This is a genomic window from Flavihumibacter profundi (assembly GCF_020076305.1).
Lineage (GTDB): Bacteria > Bacteroidota > Bacteroidia > Chitinophagales > Chitinophagaceae > Flavihumibacter > Flavihumibacter profundi.
The window spans coordinates 131,390-145,794 of the sequence record NZ_JAIQXE010000003.1 but is presented as its reverse complement, the minus strand read 5'-3'; the positions used below and the strand labels follow the sequence as shown (position 1 = coordinate 145,794).

12 protein-coding genes are annotated in these 14,405 nt (G+C 44.2%); 9 read left to right on the top strand and 3 right to left on the bottom strand.

Annotated elements, in window-relative coordinates:
* Positions 1–28: 28 nt before the first annotated feature.
* Entirely contained in the window at positions 29–751 is a 723-nt protein-coding gene (gene rnc, locus LAQ65_RS15260) for a ribonuclease III (protein ID WP_224117859.1), read from the top strand.
* A gap of 1 nt (position 752) precedes the next feature.
* Here rnc and mce read toward each other — a convergent pair whose 3' ends face one another.
* The gene (gene mce, locus LAQ65_RS15255; RefSeq protein WP_224117858.1) at positions 753–1,169 is read right to left on the bottom strand and encodes a methylmalonyl-CoA epimerase; all 417 of its coding nucleotides are present in this window, start codon (positions 1,167–1,169) and stop codon (positions 753–755) included.
* Between the two features lie 200 nt (positions 1,170–1,369).
* On the opposite strand from mce, the gene LAQ65_RS15250 reads away from it, so the two are divergent.
* From LAQ65_RS15250 to LAQ65_RS15215, 8 genes are all read left to right on the top strand, one after another.
* Positions 1,370–2,587, top strand: coding sequence for an IscS subfamily cysteine desulfurase (locus tag LAQ65_RS15250; protein WP_317197001.1), 1,218 nt, complete (start codon positions 1,370–1,372; stop codon positions 2,585–2,587).
* Between the two features lie 54 nt (positions 2,588–2,641).
* On the top strand, positions 2,642–3,061 hold the full coding sequence (gene iscU / locus LAQ65_RS15245; RefSeq protein ID WP_224117857.1) for a Fe-S cluster assembly scaffold IscU: 420 nt from the start codon (positions 2,642–2,644) through the stop codon (positions 3,059–3,061).
* 11 nt (positions 3,062–3,072) lie between these two features.
* On the top strand, positions 3,073–3,405 hold the full coding sequence (locus LAQ65_RS15240; protein ID WP_224117856.1) for a HesB/IscA family protein: 333 nt from the start codon (positions 3,073–3,075) through the stop codon (positions 3,403–3,405).
* Positions 3,406–3,648: 243 nt separating this feature from the next.
* Positions 3,649–4,371 carry a gliding motility-associated ABC transporter permease subunit GldF gene (gldF, locus tag LAQ65_RS15235; RefSeq protein ID WP_224117855.1) on the top strand — a complete coding sequence of 241 codons (723 nt, stop codon included), beginning with the start codon at positions 3,649–3,651 and terminating at the stop codon, positions 4,369–4,371.
* A gap of 8 nt (positions 4,372–4,379) precedes the next feature.
* A complete protein-coding gene (gene gldG / locus LAQ65_RS15230) occupies positions 4,380–6,086 on the top strand; it encodes a gliding motility-associated ABC transporter substrate-binding protein GldG (RefSeq protein WP_224117854.1) in 1,707 nt (568 codons plus the stop codon).
* A complete protein-coding gene (locus LAQ65_RS15225) occupies positions 6,083–7,042 on the top strand; it encodes a TerC/Alx family metal homeostasis membrane protein (protein ID WP_224117853.1) in 960 nt (319 codons plus the stop codon). Before gldG ends, LAQ65_RS15225 begins: the two co-directional genes overlap by 4 nt.
* 2 nt (positions 7,043–7,044) lie before the next feature.
* On the top strand, positions 7,045–9,519 hold the full coding sequence (locus LAQ65_RS15220; protein WP_224117852.1) for a bifunctional UDP-N-acetylmuramoyl-tripeptide:D-alanyl-D-alanine ligase/alanine racemase: 2,475 nt from the start codon (positions 7,045–7,047) through the stop codon (positions 9,517–9,519).
* 40 nt (positions 9,520–9,559) lie between these two features.
* Positions 9,560–10,279, top strand: a complete 720-nt coding sequence (locus LAQ65_RS15215; protein ID WP_224117851.1) for a lipoprotein signal peptidase — start codon at positions 9,560–9,562, stop codon at positions 10,277–10,279.
* A gap of 179 nt (positions 10,280–10,458) precedes the next feature.
* On the opposite strand, the gene LAQ65_RS15210 is transcribed toward LAQ65_RS15215, so the two are convergent.
* A complete protein-coding gene (locus LAQ65_RS15210; RefSeq protein ID WP_224117850.1) occupies positions 10,459–12,795 on the bottom strand; it encodes a T9SS type A sorting domain-containing protein in 2,337 nt (778 codons plus the stop codon).
* A gap of 200 nt (positions 12,796–12,995) precedes the next feature.
* Entirely contained in the window at positions 12,996–14,393 is a 1,398-nt protein-coding gene (gene fumC, locus LAQ65_RS15205; RefSeq protein WP_224117849.1) for a class II fumarate hydratase, read from the bottom strand.
* Positions 14,394–14,405: the final 12 nt, after the last annotated feature.

Here is a 14,405-nt window from a genome sequence, read left to right as displayed (position 1 = left end):
TTGACTGAGGTAACCAACCAATCATCCTGTGGGTCTATTTGACACAATTCTTAAAGGTTCTCCCGAAACAGCTTCCTTCAAAAAGCAAATCAAGAATGTACTTGGCTTTTCGCCAGGTAATACCGATTTGTATAAAACTGCCCTGACCCACCGTTCTGTAAAAGATCATGCAGCTGACAATAATGAGCGCCTGGAATATTTAGGGGATGCTATCCTGAGTGGTATTGTAGCCGATTTCCTCTTTAAGAAATATCCCTACCGGGAAGAAGGGTTCCTCACTGAAATGCGCAGCAAAATGGTGAACAGGGTAACCCTGAATGAAGTAGCCATAAAAATGGGCCTGAAAAAGATTGTCATTTTCAACAAATTTGATAACTCACTGAAAGTGAGCCAGATATTTGGAAATACATTGGAAGCAGTGGTAGGAGCCGTTTACCTAGACAAAGGTTTTAAGAAGACCCATACCTGGGTATTGGAGAGGATCATCTTGCCGTATATGTTTATGGATGATCTTGAAAACCTGGAGATCAATCATAAAAATAAGTTGTACGGCTGGGCAAATAAGAACGGCAAAAACCTCGAATTTGAAACCCTTGAAGAGAAGTTCGAAGGGGGGCGCCGCCTGTTTACCATCGGTGCCGTTGTAGATGGCCAACTTATTGCCCAGGGGAAAGCCTACAATAAAAAAGACGCCAGCCAGGTTGCAGCACAGGTTGCTGTTGAGAAACTGGGACTAGGGGGGGATCAGTGATTCATGGGTTATGCTTCAGGCTTGCATCCTGGCACAATTCCACTAAAATCCCGTTTGTCCCTTTTGGATGCAGGAAACAAACCAGCTTATTATCTGCACCGGGCTTGGGAACAGGATTGAGTAATTCAAAACCTTCAGCAACCAATCTCTTCATTTCAGCTGCAATATCAGCCACTTCAAAGGCAATATGGTGAATCCCTTCCCCTTTTTTAGCGATGAATTTCGCAATCACGCCGTCGGGATCTGTACTTTCCAGCAATTCAATTTTGGTTTCACCGGTGGCAAAAAAGGCTGTTCTCACCTTTTCTCCCGTCACTTCTTCCGTTTTATAGCAGGAACTGTTGAGTAATTTCTCAAAAAGCGGAATTGATACTTTTAACTCTTTTATGGCTATCCCAATATGTTCAACTTTTAGCATAGGCCAAAGATAGGGCAGACCGGGTATCCCCCCTTAAAACCAGCGGCTAAAGCTTTCCATTAGTGGTAAAATCACGCGTATTCCCGGTGGCTTTCATGGGTTTACGAATTGCGGAAAAACCCGGATGGAGAGGCCTGGCGGCTTAAATTTCTCAACCATTTGGGCTAGTTTTGTGTTTTAGAACAAATAGCAATTTAAACATGTTGAAACTTCCGATTTACCTTGATAATAATGCAACCACTCCCTGCGATCCAAGGGTGGTTGAAGCTATGATACCCTATTTCACCGAGCATTTTGGGAATGCTGCCAGCAGGAACCACCCATTCGGTTGGGCCGCAGAAGAAGCCGTTGATTATGCCCGTGAGCAGGTAGCCAGGCTGATTAATGCTGACCCTAAAGAAATTATTTTCACTTCAGGTGCCACAGAAGGTGATAACCTGGCCATCAAAGGGGTTTATGATATGTACGCCAGCAAGGGTAATCATATCATCACCTGCACTACCGAGCATAAAGCCGTATTGGATACCTGCAAGCATATTGAGAAATTGGGTGGTGAAGTAACCTATCTTCCGGTAAACGCTGAGGGGCTGATTGACCTAAAAGAGTTGGAAGCGGCTATCAAACCTACCACTATCCTGATTGCCATCATGTACGCCAATAATGAAACAGGTGTTATTATGCCTGTTCGTGAAATCAGCGCTATCGCTAAAAAACACGGGGTGTTGTTTTTTACTGATGCTACACAGGCCGCCGGCAAGATTCCCGTAGATGTACAAAAAGATGGTATTGACCTCCTTACTTTTTCCGGCCATAAAATGTATGGTCCAAAAGGTATCGGCGCGTTATATGTGAGAAGGAAAAATCCAAGGGTAAAAGTAACCGCCCAGATGGATGGCGGTGGCCATGAGCGCGGTATGCGTTCCGGTACCCTGAATGTAACCGGGATTGTAGGGTTTGGAAAAGCCTGTGAACTTTGCATGCAGGAAATGGATACCGAAGCAAAGCGGCTGAGTGCCCTTCGCGACAAACTTGAAAACGCCTTATTGAAACTGGAAGAAGCCTATGTAAACGGTAGTAAAGAACACCGGCTGCCACACGTTGCCAATATTTCTTTTAAATATGTGGAAGGTGAGGGTTTGATGATGGGCTTTAACAAGAATATTGCAGTTTCTTCAGGTTCTGCCTGCACTTCTGCTTCGCTGGAGCCGTCTTATGTATTGAAAGCCCTTGGATTGGGGGATGATTTGGCGCATTCTTCACTCAGGTTTGGTTTGGGACGTTTTACAACGGAAGAACAGATTGATTATACTATTAAACATGTTTCCGAAACGGTTACCAAACTCAGGGAAATGAGTCCGCTTTGGGAAATGTTCAAAGAAGGCATTGATATGAATTCCATTGAGTGGGCACACCACTAAGGTTACCCACGATTTACTATTTGCGATTCACGATTCACGATAAAACAACATACTATGGCATATTCAGAAAAAGTGATAGACCACTACCAGAACCCCAAGAATGTGGGTACACTGGACAAATCTAAAAAATCAGTGGGTACCGGTCTTGTAGGTGCACCAGAGTGCGGCGACGTAATGCGCCTTCAGATTGAAGTGGATGATGCTACCGGTACAATTACCGATGCAAAATTTAAAACTTTCGGTTGCGGGTCAGCAATCGCGTCATCAAGTCTTGCAACAGAGTGGCTGAAAGGCAAATCTGTTGATGATGCCTTGAAAATCGACAATATGGATATTGTGGAAGAATTGAATCTTCCTCCGGTGAAAATCCACTGTTCAGTATTGGCCGAAGACGCAATTAAGGCAGCTATTAACGATTACCGTAAAAAGAACGGACTCGAAGAAATCGTTTTTGAGGAAAGAGCCGTTCACTAATTTTATTTAATATGATTTATGTTAGTGATAAAGCCAGGGAAAAAGTATCACACCTGATGAAGGATGCCAATATCGGCGATGCAAATGAATACTTCCTAAGGGTATCAGTTGTAGGTGGTGGTTGTTCAGGATTGAGTTATAAACTGGATTTTGATAATGAATCCAAGCCGATGGACCAGGTATTTGAGGATAATGGAGTGAAAGTAGTAACTGACCTGAAAAGTTTTTTATACCTCGTAAACACTACCCTTGATTTTTCCGATGGTTTGAATGGTAAAGGTTTCTATTTCAGCAACCCTAATGCCAGCAGGACCTGCGGCTGTGGGGAGAGTTTTTCCGTATAATATTTATGTTCTGGCATATTTGAATTGCCAGGTAGTCTCCTTATTAATAAATAAATCCCGCCAGTTGGCGGGATTTATTTATGCAGTTGGTTTTGGTTACGACCCCCTAAGCGCCATAAACCGTTATACATTTTCAGTGGTAAAGTTTAGTAAGCGGCCACGAATCTAAAAGATTTGTAATAATCGACCAACAAAATAATTGATTCTGCAGGACGCATTGCGAGATAACTTATTTTTGAATTTATGTGGTCAATCTGTAAAAAAGAGTTCCGACAGTTTTTTGGCAGCCTAACAGGATTGGTAGCTATTGTGGTTTTCCTTTTGCTTAACGGATTATTTTTATTTGTTTTCCCCGACTCAAGTATTCTGGATTATGGGTATGCGAGCCTTGATAAATTCTTTGAGCTGGCACCCTGGATCTTATTGTTCCTTGTACCGGCAGTTACAATGCGCAGCTGGTCTGATGAATTCAAGACCGGCACTTTTGAGATCCTGAAGACCCGTCCTGTTACCCCGGCCCAATTGGTTACAGGTAAATACCTGGGTGCATTCTCTATTATAGTTATAGCATTGCTGCCTACATTAATTTATGGCATCAGTGTGCAGGCATTAGCTGTTGATAAAGGGATTGATGTTGGCGGCACTATCGGTTCATATATTGGCTTGTTTTTACTGGCGGCTGTTTTTACAGCGATTGGTACCTGGTGCAGCAGCCTTTCTGCAAATAGTGTGGTGGCATTCCTTGTAAGTGCATTCATGTGTTTTCTATTGTATACCGGTTTTGATGCGGTGAGTAAAATTCCGGTTTTGCAGGGCAGGGCTGATTACTTACTCGAAATGCTGGGTATCGACTTCCATTATAAAAGTATCAGCAGGGGCGTTGTGGATAGCCGCGACATTGTTTATTTCGGCAGCATCATCCTGTTCTTTTTATTCATCACCAACAGAAAAATTGCCGTTCGCTAAGGCTGCCTATGAAGAATTTACTGCAATCAAAGTATTATTGGGTATTGTTACTGGCAGGATTGGTCCTGTTGAACTGGCTGGCCGGATTTTGGCCTTTGCGCGCAGACCTTACGGCAGAGGGGCGATATACCCTTTCAAAACCAACACGGCAATTGCTGTCTGGCCTCCGGGAACCGGTTACCATTGATGTTTTGCTGAGTGGTGAAATGCCCGCAGGCTTCCGGAAATTGTCGGCCAGCACCAATGACCTCCTGGAAGAATTCAAGTCGGTCGGTAAGTCCAATTTGCGCTTCCGCTTCATAAAGCCAGGGGAAGGCATGAACGATACGGCAAAGAATAATTTGTATGATTCCCTGAGCCAGCTAGGGTTAAGGCCAACAAACATTAAAGCACAAACGAAAGAGGGCGAGGGCAAGGAAGAAAGGTTGGTTTTCCCGGGGGCGGTGATTAGCCTCAAGGGCCGCACAACCGCTGTTGACCTGCTTCAGGGGGTGAGTTCTGAAGGCGGGCTTGAATCTTTGAATAAAGCAGAGGCATTGCTGGAATACAAGTTTGCCAATGCTATCAGGCAATTGCAGGTGGATACCCTGCCAATGCTGGGCTATCTTGCAGGGAATGGCGAGCCGGTATCCTACCAGGTATTTGACCTTATTGAACACATCCTCAAAAAGAACTACGCATTTCGCATATTGCCGATAGATAGTGTTGCTATCATACCACCGGTATTTAAGGCCATGGTGATAGCGAAACCTGTTACACCCTTTTCAGAAGAGCAGAAACTGAAACTTGACCAATATGTAATGCAGGGTGGCAAGATCATTTGGATGATTGATAACCTGTATGCTGAAATGGATAGCCTTCAAAGGGTCCAGAATGAATTCATCGCATTTGACAGGGGATTGAAAATTGAAGACCTGTTGTTTAAATATGGTGTGCGCATAAACCAGGACCTTGTGCAGGACCTGAATGCAGATAAGATCCCTTCTGTTGTGGGATCTATGGGTGGCAAGCCTCAGATCCAGGTATTGCCATGGCCCTATTTCCCGTTGCTGACAAATTATAGCGGACACCCCATTGCCAAAAACCTGGATTATGTTTTATCACAATTTCCCAATTCTATTGATACTGTTGAAGCAAAGGGTATACATAAAACCGTCCTGCTGGCAACTTCTCCCGAATCACGAATCCTTGCAACGCCGGCAAAAGTAAGTTGGCAAAGTATCCGGTCGGAAGATGACCTTCGAAGGTTCAATGCCGGTGCTATACCTGTTGCAGTTTTGCTGGAAGGCAATTTTCCATCATTGTACGCCAATCGCTTATCGGCGGAACAAAAGCAGGCCTGGGAAAATGCAGGGCAGCCCATCAATACGGTTTCTGTACCCAATAAAATGATTGTGATCGCTGATGGCGACATTGCCATGAATGCAGTTACTGAAAAGGAAGGCCCTCTTCCGATGGGGATGAATGCCTACACCAAATACCAGTATGCGAACCGCGAATTCATAGAGAATTGTATTGAGTACCTCGTTGATGAATCAGGCATCCTGGAAACCCGCAGCAAGGACTATACCCTCCGATTGTTAGATAAGAAAAAACTGGAGGAGGGAAAAACAAAGTGGCAGATGATTAACATAGTGTTGCCAATTGTAATCATCCTTGCTTTTGGGCTGGCCTACCAATGGTCAAGGAAAAGGCGTTATCAAAAGAAATCATGACACCCGAACAAATAACATACCTGGTTTTTGGAATAGTATTAGTGATCGCACTGGTTTTCGACCTTGGATTGCTGAGTAAGAAAACTGCCCAGGTTACCTTAAAAAAAGCGCTGATCCAAACAGTATTCTGGATTTTACTGGCGCTTTCCTTTTTCGTATTTATGTGGCTGGAAGATGGTAAGAATATAGCATTGGAATACCTCAGTGCCTACCTGATGGAATGGTCACTGAGTATAGACAATATATTCGTTTTCATCCTTATCTTTTCATTCTTTGGGGTTAAAGAAGAATATGTACCCAGGGTCTTGCTCATTGGTATATTAATGGCTATATTTTTAAGGGTCATTTTCATTTCCATTGGTATAGTGCTTATTGAACGCTTCCATTGGTTACTGTATATATTTGGCGCGCTGCTCCTGTACACAGGTGTAAAAATGTTTACGGCAAAAAATGATGAAGAAATAAACCTGTCTGAAAATAAAGTTTACCGGTTTATTCAACGGATTCTTCCACTGGTATCGCATGATGGCAATGGAAAGTATAGTATTGTCGATGGAGGTAAACGGTATTACACTGTTTTATTTGTGGTTATCATTATGCTGGCTACAACAGATATCGTCTTTGCCCTGGATTCTATTCCTGCCGTATTTGCCATTTCGCAGCACAGGATGGTCATATATACCTCAAATATATTTGCGGTTCTGGGGTTAAGGTCACTGTTTTTCCTGTTGAAAGGGGCAGTAAATAAATTTGCCTACCTGCAGCAGGGTATTGCGGTAGTGCTTGTATTTATCGGACTTAAGATGCTGGTGGAATATTTTGAAATCAAAATACCGGTATTCGTATCGTTGCTGGTAATTGTCCTGTGTATATCAGCTTCTGTGGTATACTCAATTAGTATTGCCGGCCGTACCGGAATTGATCAACCTGGCAACATGGACCGGGATTTGCATTAATAGTGAAATATACCATTGCCGATATCGCCGAAATAATAAATGCCTCCTGGTTGCAGCAGGGTACAGGGGGAATCGTTTCCCATTTGCTGATTGATAGCAGGAAGCTCTTATTTCCCGGTGACACTATTTTTTTTGCATTGCAAAGCAGTAACCGAAACGGCCATCAATTTATTCCGAGGTTGTACCAGCAGGGGGTAAGGCATTTTGTAATCAGTGAAACTATTGATCCTTCTGGCTTGCCAGGTGCAAACCTGCTAATGGTAAATAATACCCTTGATGCATTACAAAAACTTGCCGCATCACACAGGGGGCGGTTTAGCATACCCGTTATAGGTATCACCGGCAGCAATGGAAAAACCATTGTAAAAGAATGGTTAAACCAATTGCTTGAACCTGATTTCACTGTAGTGAGAAGTCCGAGAAGCTACAATTCGCAGATAGGTGTACCCCTTAGTGTATGGCTGATGGAGCAACGGCACCAGCTGGGTATTTTCGAGGCAGGTATTTCCATGAAAGGAGAGATGAAGGCCCTTGCAAATATTATACGGCCAAATATTGGCGTTTTTACCAATTTGGGCCTGGCCCATAGTGACGGATTTAATTCAATGGCCGAAAAGCTTGCCGAAAAATGGCAACTCTTTGACGAGTCAGAAGTTATAATTTACAAACGCGATAATGGAATTGTTGATGAGTTTATTGCCGGTAATGCCCGGGTCAACCAAAAGTTGTTCAGTTGGGGTTTCGGGAATGATGCAACAATGGTTGTGCTGATTAAAGATAAACACGAAGGGCACACGATTTGCAATATACAATCCGGTGAAAATTCTTTTGACCTGGTTATCCCGTTTGCCGATGAAGCGTCAATTGAGAATGCACTTACCTGTTGTGCTGTGCTGCTTTGGATTGGTACGGAAACTGAGCATATTGTTGACCGTATAGCACAATTGAGAAGCGTTGCCATGCGGCTTGAATTAAAGGAAGGTATTAATCACTGTTCGGTTATTAATGACAGCTATTCCGCTGACCTGAGTTCGTTGGTTATTGCACTGGACTTTTTATCACAGCAAAAACAACACCGTAAGAAAACCGTCATCCTTTCCGATATTCCCCAGACTGCAATTTCTGCCGGACAATTATACCGTCATATTGCAGGTATGCTGAAGCTTCATGGCGTAGACCGCCTTGTGGCAATTGGAACAGAGATCAGCCAGCATGTGGGTGACTTTTCGGACCAGCAGATTGAAGTAAAGTCGTTCCTTTCAACGGAAGAATTTGAACAGCATTTTGACGAACTGGTTTTTTCAGAGGAAACTATACTGGTGAAGGGAGCAAGGAAATTTGCCTTTGAGAACCTTGCTGCACTTTTGGAAATGCAGGTGCACCAGACCGTGCTTGAGATCAACCTGAATACCATGCTGGCCAACCTGAAGCAGTACCAGCAAATATTGCGGCCTGGAACAAAGCTTATGGCCATGGTTAAGGCATTTTCATACGGGAGTGGCAGTTTTGAAATTGCCAACCTATTGCAGTTCCATGGGGTAGATTACCTGGCTGTAGCCTACACTGATGAAGGGGTTGCTTTACGCAAAGCAGGCATCCACCTGCCGGTGATGGTTATGAATGCAGCGCCAAATGGCTTTAATGCATTGGTGGAGTATAATCTTGAACCTGTTTTATATTCCCTGCAGTTGTATAAAAAATTTGCTTTTTTTACCAGGCAGGAAGGAATCCCCGAATACCCGGTTCATATTGAAATTGAAACCGGCATGAACCGTTTGGGATTTTCTGCTGACGATATGCCTGAATTACTGGACCTGTTACAATTGCAGCAGTTTAAGGTGCAGTCTATCTTCAGCCACCTTGCTGCCAGTGAAGATGCGGCACATGATGCATTTACCAGGCAACAGGTGGAACGGTTTACCTCATTTTGCAGTAAGGCGGAAATCATCCTGGCAACTGGTTTCCTGCGACATATAGGTAATACTGCAGCAATTTTCCGTTTTCCCCAATGGCAATTTGATATGGTGAGGTTAGGCATTGGATTGTACGGAATTGACCCTGCCCATGGCGACCGCATCAGGCTGGAAGAAGTATCTACTTTGAAGACTACAATTGCCCAGATTAAAAAGTTGCTGCCGGGCGAAACCGTTGGTTATAGCCGCAAGGGAATAATAACCAGGCCATCTGTAATAGCAACAGTCAGGATCGGTTATGCAGACGGGTATCCGCGTAAATTGGGTAATGGAACAGGAAAGATGTTGGTGGGTAAACAGTTGGCGCCGGTAATTGGCAGTATTTGCATGGATATGACCATGATCGATATTACCGGAATAGACGGGGTTAAAGAAGGCGATGAAGTGATTGTTTTCGGGAAGGGGCTGCCAGTATCGGCTGTCGCAGAATGGGCAGGGACAATACCTTATGAGATACTTACAGGTATTTCCCAAAGAGTAAAAAGAATTTATTACCAGGACTAGAATCGCCGCAACGGCTATCTTTGTCCCTCTATAAATTATTATGGCAAAGGCGAGAAATGTTATTTTTTTGATTCTGCTGATATTAATAGCAGACCAGGTGATTAAGATTTGGGTAAAGACCCATATGCCACTCAGTTACCACTGGGATCAGACCCATATTATGGAAACGCCGTATGATAAGGGGATAAGGCCATTTGGCGAGAAATCTGAATGGTGCCAGATCTATTTTGTTGAGAATGAAGGGATGGCCTGGGGCTGGAAATTTGGTGGAAACATGGGGAAGATGGCACTTACGCTTTTCAGGATGGTGGCAGTTATTTTTGGTGTTTGGTATATCCGGGAAATTTTACGGAAAAAGCATCATCCCGGTTTTATAATATGTGTGGGGCTGATTTTTGCGGGAGCCCTTGGCAACCTGATTGACAGCATGTTTTACGGCCTGATTTTCGATAACAGCACCTACACTTCCGTTGCAAATATTTTTCCACAGAAAGGCTATGCCGGATTTTTGCATGGTAAAGTAGTGGACATGTTTTATTTCCCACTAATCAGGTCAACTTACCCTGGTTGGTTCCCCCTGGTTGGCGGTGATGAATTTGAATTTTTTAGTCCGGTTTTTAATCTTGCCGATGCATCTATTTCAGTTGGTGTGATCGCTTTACTGCTTTTCCAAAAGCGATTTATGAAGGAGGAAAATAATGAAGAACCAAAGTCAATTGAAACAAATTCGCGGGTAAACGATAATGTGCAGGTATCGTAAACAACAACTTTTTTATTGATGGCTGAATAAAAATGGCCCCGCCTGGAAAGGCGGGGCGCTAAACCCTATATTCGAAATTGACAACATTTCCTTTTAAACCAAGCCTTTTTGGTTTTTCGGTGGATATTGGTCGTCAAAGCAATATAAGGAACGGACCAAAACAGAACATGAGACTTATTTTATTGGTTAATTTTCAATACTTTTTTCTGGACAATCTGATCATTGTACCTCACCATCAGGATATAATTTCCAGATGACAGGGAACCTGTTTCACCCAATGCAATCCGGTTAATTCCCCTTTGAACTTTCCAGGCCAGTTGTTTCTGCGGTTTGCCATAAAGGTCAAACAATGCAATATTCACTTCGCCATTATCCGGGGAAACCAATTCGAATGGTAAACTGCTAGAGAACGGATTCAGGATGGTATTTATTGCCAGTGCCGTTGGAATTCCGGTATTTGGTTGAACCATGATCTGGTGAGCGTACTTATTCTTGTCCTGGAACACCATGCTGATCCGGTAATAGGTCGTTTGCCTAAGGGTACCCGGGTCCAGTTCGGTATAGTTATTTGCTCCACCGGTAACTTTAGCACCTACTTCTATTAGTTTTTTCCAGTTACGCTGGTCAGTGCTTTTTTCGATCAGGTATTTCAGGCCTGCTGTTTCATTTACGGTTGCCCATCGCAGTGATACTCCCGCGTTAACAGGTTGCGCTTTGAACTGCGTGATATCCGAGTTCAGTACCCATTGGCAATTGTTGACCAGTATTACTACCTGTGTGCTTGCCAGGAATGAGCAGTTGTTGTCATCCAGGTTGGCAGCAGTTGTTGCCACCCTTAGCCTGATAATATCACCGTGCGCGGCGCTGTCTCCAATAAATGAAGGGTGGTTAACGGTGTATGTGTATTGGCCTGATGACAGTACGGGGGTTCCTGCACCTGAGGTTTCATTCACCCAGGTGGTTCCGTTGTCATTACTTTTTTCCCAACGCCAATTGGTGTAATTGTTGAATATGCTTTGGACGTCTGCAGAGAAGGTCACCGGATTACCATAACAAACTGTGGCATTTCCATAAGGTTTCATGATCAGGTTAGGCTGACAGGTTGCTATCGAGATATCATCCATTACCCAGTCGTTGCCACCGCCACCCTGTGCGTTATTCCTGATGGAGAACACAACGGAAGATTGTGTGGCACCGGTAGTAAATGAGAATCCTTTCTTCACCCAATTGCCGCTGTAGGCAACTTCACCTGTGCTATAGCGATCTATGCCATCCAGGACAAATGTCAGGTTAGGCAATACGCCTGGAAGATTTGTTGCGGTAAGGTTTTTGTCAGATCCGCAGGTAGAACAGATATTTTTCACCCAGGCCGAAAACTCATAAGTAGTATTCGGACAAAGGCCGGTAATGGTTTGCTTGAAGGCTTCAGAGGTTACATAATCGGCGTTTACCATCAGCATGTAACCGCCCGCAGTTGTTGCACTCGGGGGCGCATTACTTGCACCGGTTGTCTGGCCGGTATGGTCACCAATAATATCCCATTGGCCATTAAACATCCTGTTGTTGCAATAATCGGCAGGATTAGATGATGTACAATTGGGAACATGCTGGGAATTGGTATTGGTGCTTGAAACAGGACTGGTGTTATTTACTATAGCATAACTACCATCATTAACCGCCTGGGATGCGCTTACATTATTTATATAGGTATAAGTTGGCATAGGGACAGCCAGGCCGGTTGACCTGTTGAGTCCAATCGCGTTTCCGAATGTGCCACCTGATTCTGCTGCAAAGTTTGTCCCTACTTTATTATCACAAAGCGCGTCATTTTTTGCAATCATGATGGTATAAGTAGGTACAGCCATAAAGGTAGTTAGTCCACCAGATGATGCAGTTGAGTAGTACAACCGGCCTCCGCCCATTGTGATCGTCTGGCCATAAGTACCGGTCACCGTTACCCTGAAAGCGGTGGAGAAAAGGTTACCGGTCCACCATCTTGGCAGGTCACCGGTTCCGGAACCGGATAAATCGAGAGTGCCACCACCAGTTGTTGTGGTTGGTGAATTATCAGGTGCTGATCCGGCAAGTCCACCTATAGCGCCACCGATATTTATCCTCACCTGGTATGCAGGCGCTACTGCTGTGGGGATGTAGTTGCCCGCATCTGCATCTAGGCCAAGGGTATATTGGAATAAGGGTAATCCTTCATTAGTAATAATCTTAAGGCGGTCAGTTGCGGCCGTATTCATGGATGTATTAGTCGGCACATTATCATAATAACGAACCTTGTATACTTTTTTTGCCGGGGAGTTAAATCCCCATGGGAAATGTACGCTGTACCTGATTTCCAGCACATCACCGGGTTCTACTGTTCCGCCCACTGTCTGTTTGGTGATATTTACGTAGGAGTAGCCATTCTTTGGCTGGGCAATGGCTGCTGTTGTATAAAAAAATATTAAGAAACAGAGCCAGTACCGCAAAGAACCTACCGATTTCAGGTGGTAAAATTTATTCATAGCTTGGTACTAATATTTTCGAAAGGATATCTAACTAAGTGCTTTTCCTTACAAAAAGCTGATCTTAAACGTAAAATTGCTATAATGTATTGCCAGCTGCAAGTATTTTAGATGAATCTGGGTAAATCTTAGACCAATGAATAAAGCCCCCGGTTTTCCGGAGGCTTTATTATAGAATTCAGTCTTACTTTCTGGCTGGCTTATATTTTTCCGACCATTTTTCCTGGAATTACCCACTGGTCAAATTCTTCGCCGGTGAGATAACCTAACCTGGTGGCCATTTCCTTTAAAGTGGTTCCTTCTTTGTGGGCTTTCTGGGCTATTTCAGCCGCTTTGTAGTAACCGATCTTTGTATTCAGGGCGGTAACCAGCATCAGTGAATTGTCTACATGTTTTTTAATATTGGCTTCGATAGGTTCGATGCCGACAGCGCATTTGTCGTTGAAGCTAACACAGCCTTCACCAATCAGGCGGGCACTGTGCAGGAAATTGTAGATCATCATGGGTTTGAACACGTTCAGCTCAAAATGACCGTTAGCGCCCCCGATATTGATGGAAACGTCATTTCCCATTACCTGCGCGGCAATCATCGTAATGGCCTCGCATTGTGTCGGGTTTACCTTACCAGGCATTATTGATGAACCGGGCTCGTTATCGGGTATGAATAATTCGCCGATACCAGAACGGGGTCCGCTGGAAAGCATCCGGATATCATTGGCAATTTTCATAAGGCTTACAGCAACTGTTTTGAGTGCACCGTGGGCTTCAACGATGGCATCATGTGCTGCGAGGGCTTCAAACTTATTTTCAGCGGTTATGAAGGGCAGGCCGGTAAGTTGGGCAATATGGCGGGCTACATTTTCCGAATAATTTTCGGGGGTATTAATTCCTGTTCCTACAGCAGTTCCGCCCAGGGCCAGTTCTGACAGGTGGGCTAAAGTATTTTTAATTGCTTTAAGTCCGTGGTCCAACTGTGATACATATCCGCTGAATTCCTGTCCCACGGTAAGCGGGGTGGCATCCATAAAGTGCGTGCGGCCTATTTTCACCACATGCATATATTGCAGGCTTTTTTCGGCCAGCGTGTTGCGCAGTTTTTCAATGCCGGGAATGGTGACTTCCACCAGCATTTTATAGGCTGCAATATGCATAGCTGTTGGAAAAGTATCATTCGAGGATTGTGATTTGTTGACATCATCATTTGGATGCAGGAATTTTTCCTTGTCGCCCAGTTGGCCGCCATTAAGCACATGTCCGCGGTAAGCCACCACTTCGTTTACATTCATATTGCTTTGCGTGCCTGACCCCGTTTGCCATACCACCAGCGGGAAATAAGCATCGAGCTTGCCATCCAGGATTTCGTCACAAACACGGCCAATCATATCTGACTTTTCTTTCGGGAGTACTCCGGCATCCAGGTTGGTGAGCGCCGCTGCTTTTTTGAGATAAGCAAATGCACGGATGATTTCCTTCGGCATTTTATTGGTATCCTGCGCAATTTTGAAATTATCAATACTGCGTTGGGTTTGGGCACCATAAAACGCATCAGCGGGTACTTTTACTTCCCCCATTGTATCTTTTTCTATTCTGTATTCCATGATTCAAAGTTA

Coding starts and splice junctions, on each gene's coding strand:
- mce (WP_224117858.1), bottom strand. CDS start 1,169: ATGCTAAAAGTTGAACATATTGGGATAGCCATAAAAGAGTTAAAAGTA.
- LAQ65_RS15250 (WP_317197001.1), top strand. CDS start 1,370: ATGTTGAAACTTCCGATTTACCTTGATAATAATGCAACCACTCCCTGC.
- iscU (WP_224117857.1), top strand. CDS start 2,642: ATGGCATATTCAGAAAAAGTGATAGACCACTACCAGAACCCCAAGAAT.
- LAQ65_RS15240 (WP_224117856.1), top strand. CDS start 3,073: ATGATTTATGTTAGTGATAAAGCCAGGGAAAAAGTATCACACCTGATG.
- gldF (WP_224117855.1), top strand. CDS start 3,649: ATGTGGTCAATCTGTAAAAAAGAGTTCCGACAGTTTTTTGGCAGCCTA.
- gldG (WP_224117854.1), top strand. CDS start 4,380: ATGAAGAATTTACTGCAATCAAAGTATTATTGGGTATTGTTACTGGCA.
- LAQ65_RS15225 (WP_224117853.1), top strand. CDS start 6,083: ATGACACCCGAACAAATAACATACCTGGTTTTTGGAATAGTATTAGTG.
- LAQ65_RS15215 (WP_224117851.1), top strand. CDS start 9,560: ATGGCAAAGGCGAGAAATGTTATTTTTTTGATTCTGCTGATATTAATA.
- LAQ65_RS15210 (WP_224117850.1), bottom strand. CDS start 12,795: ATGAATAAATTTTACCACCTGAAATCGGTAGGTTCTTTGCGGTACTGG.
- fumC (WP_224117849.1), bottom strand. CDS start 14,393: ATGGAATACAGAATAGAAAAAGATACAATGGGGGAAGTAAAAGTACCC.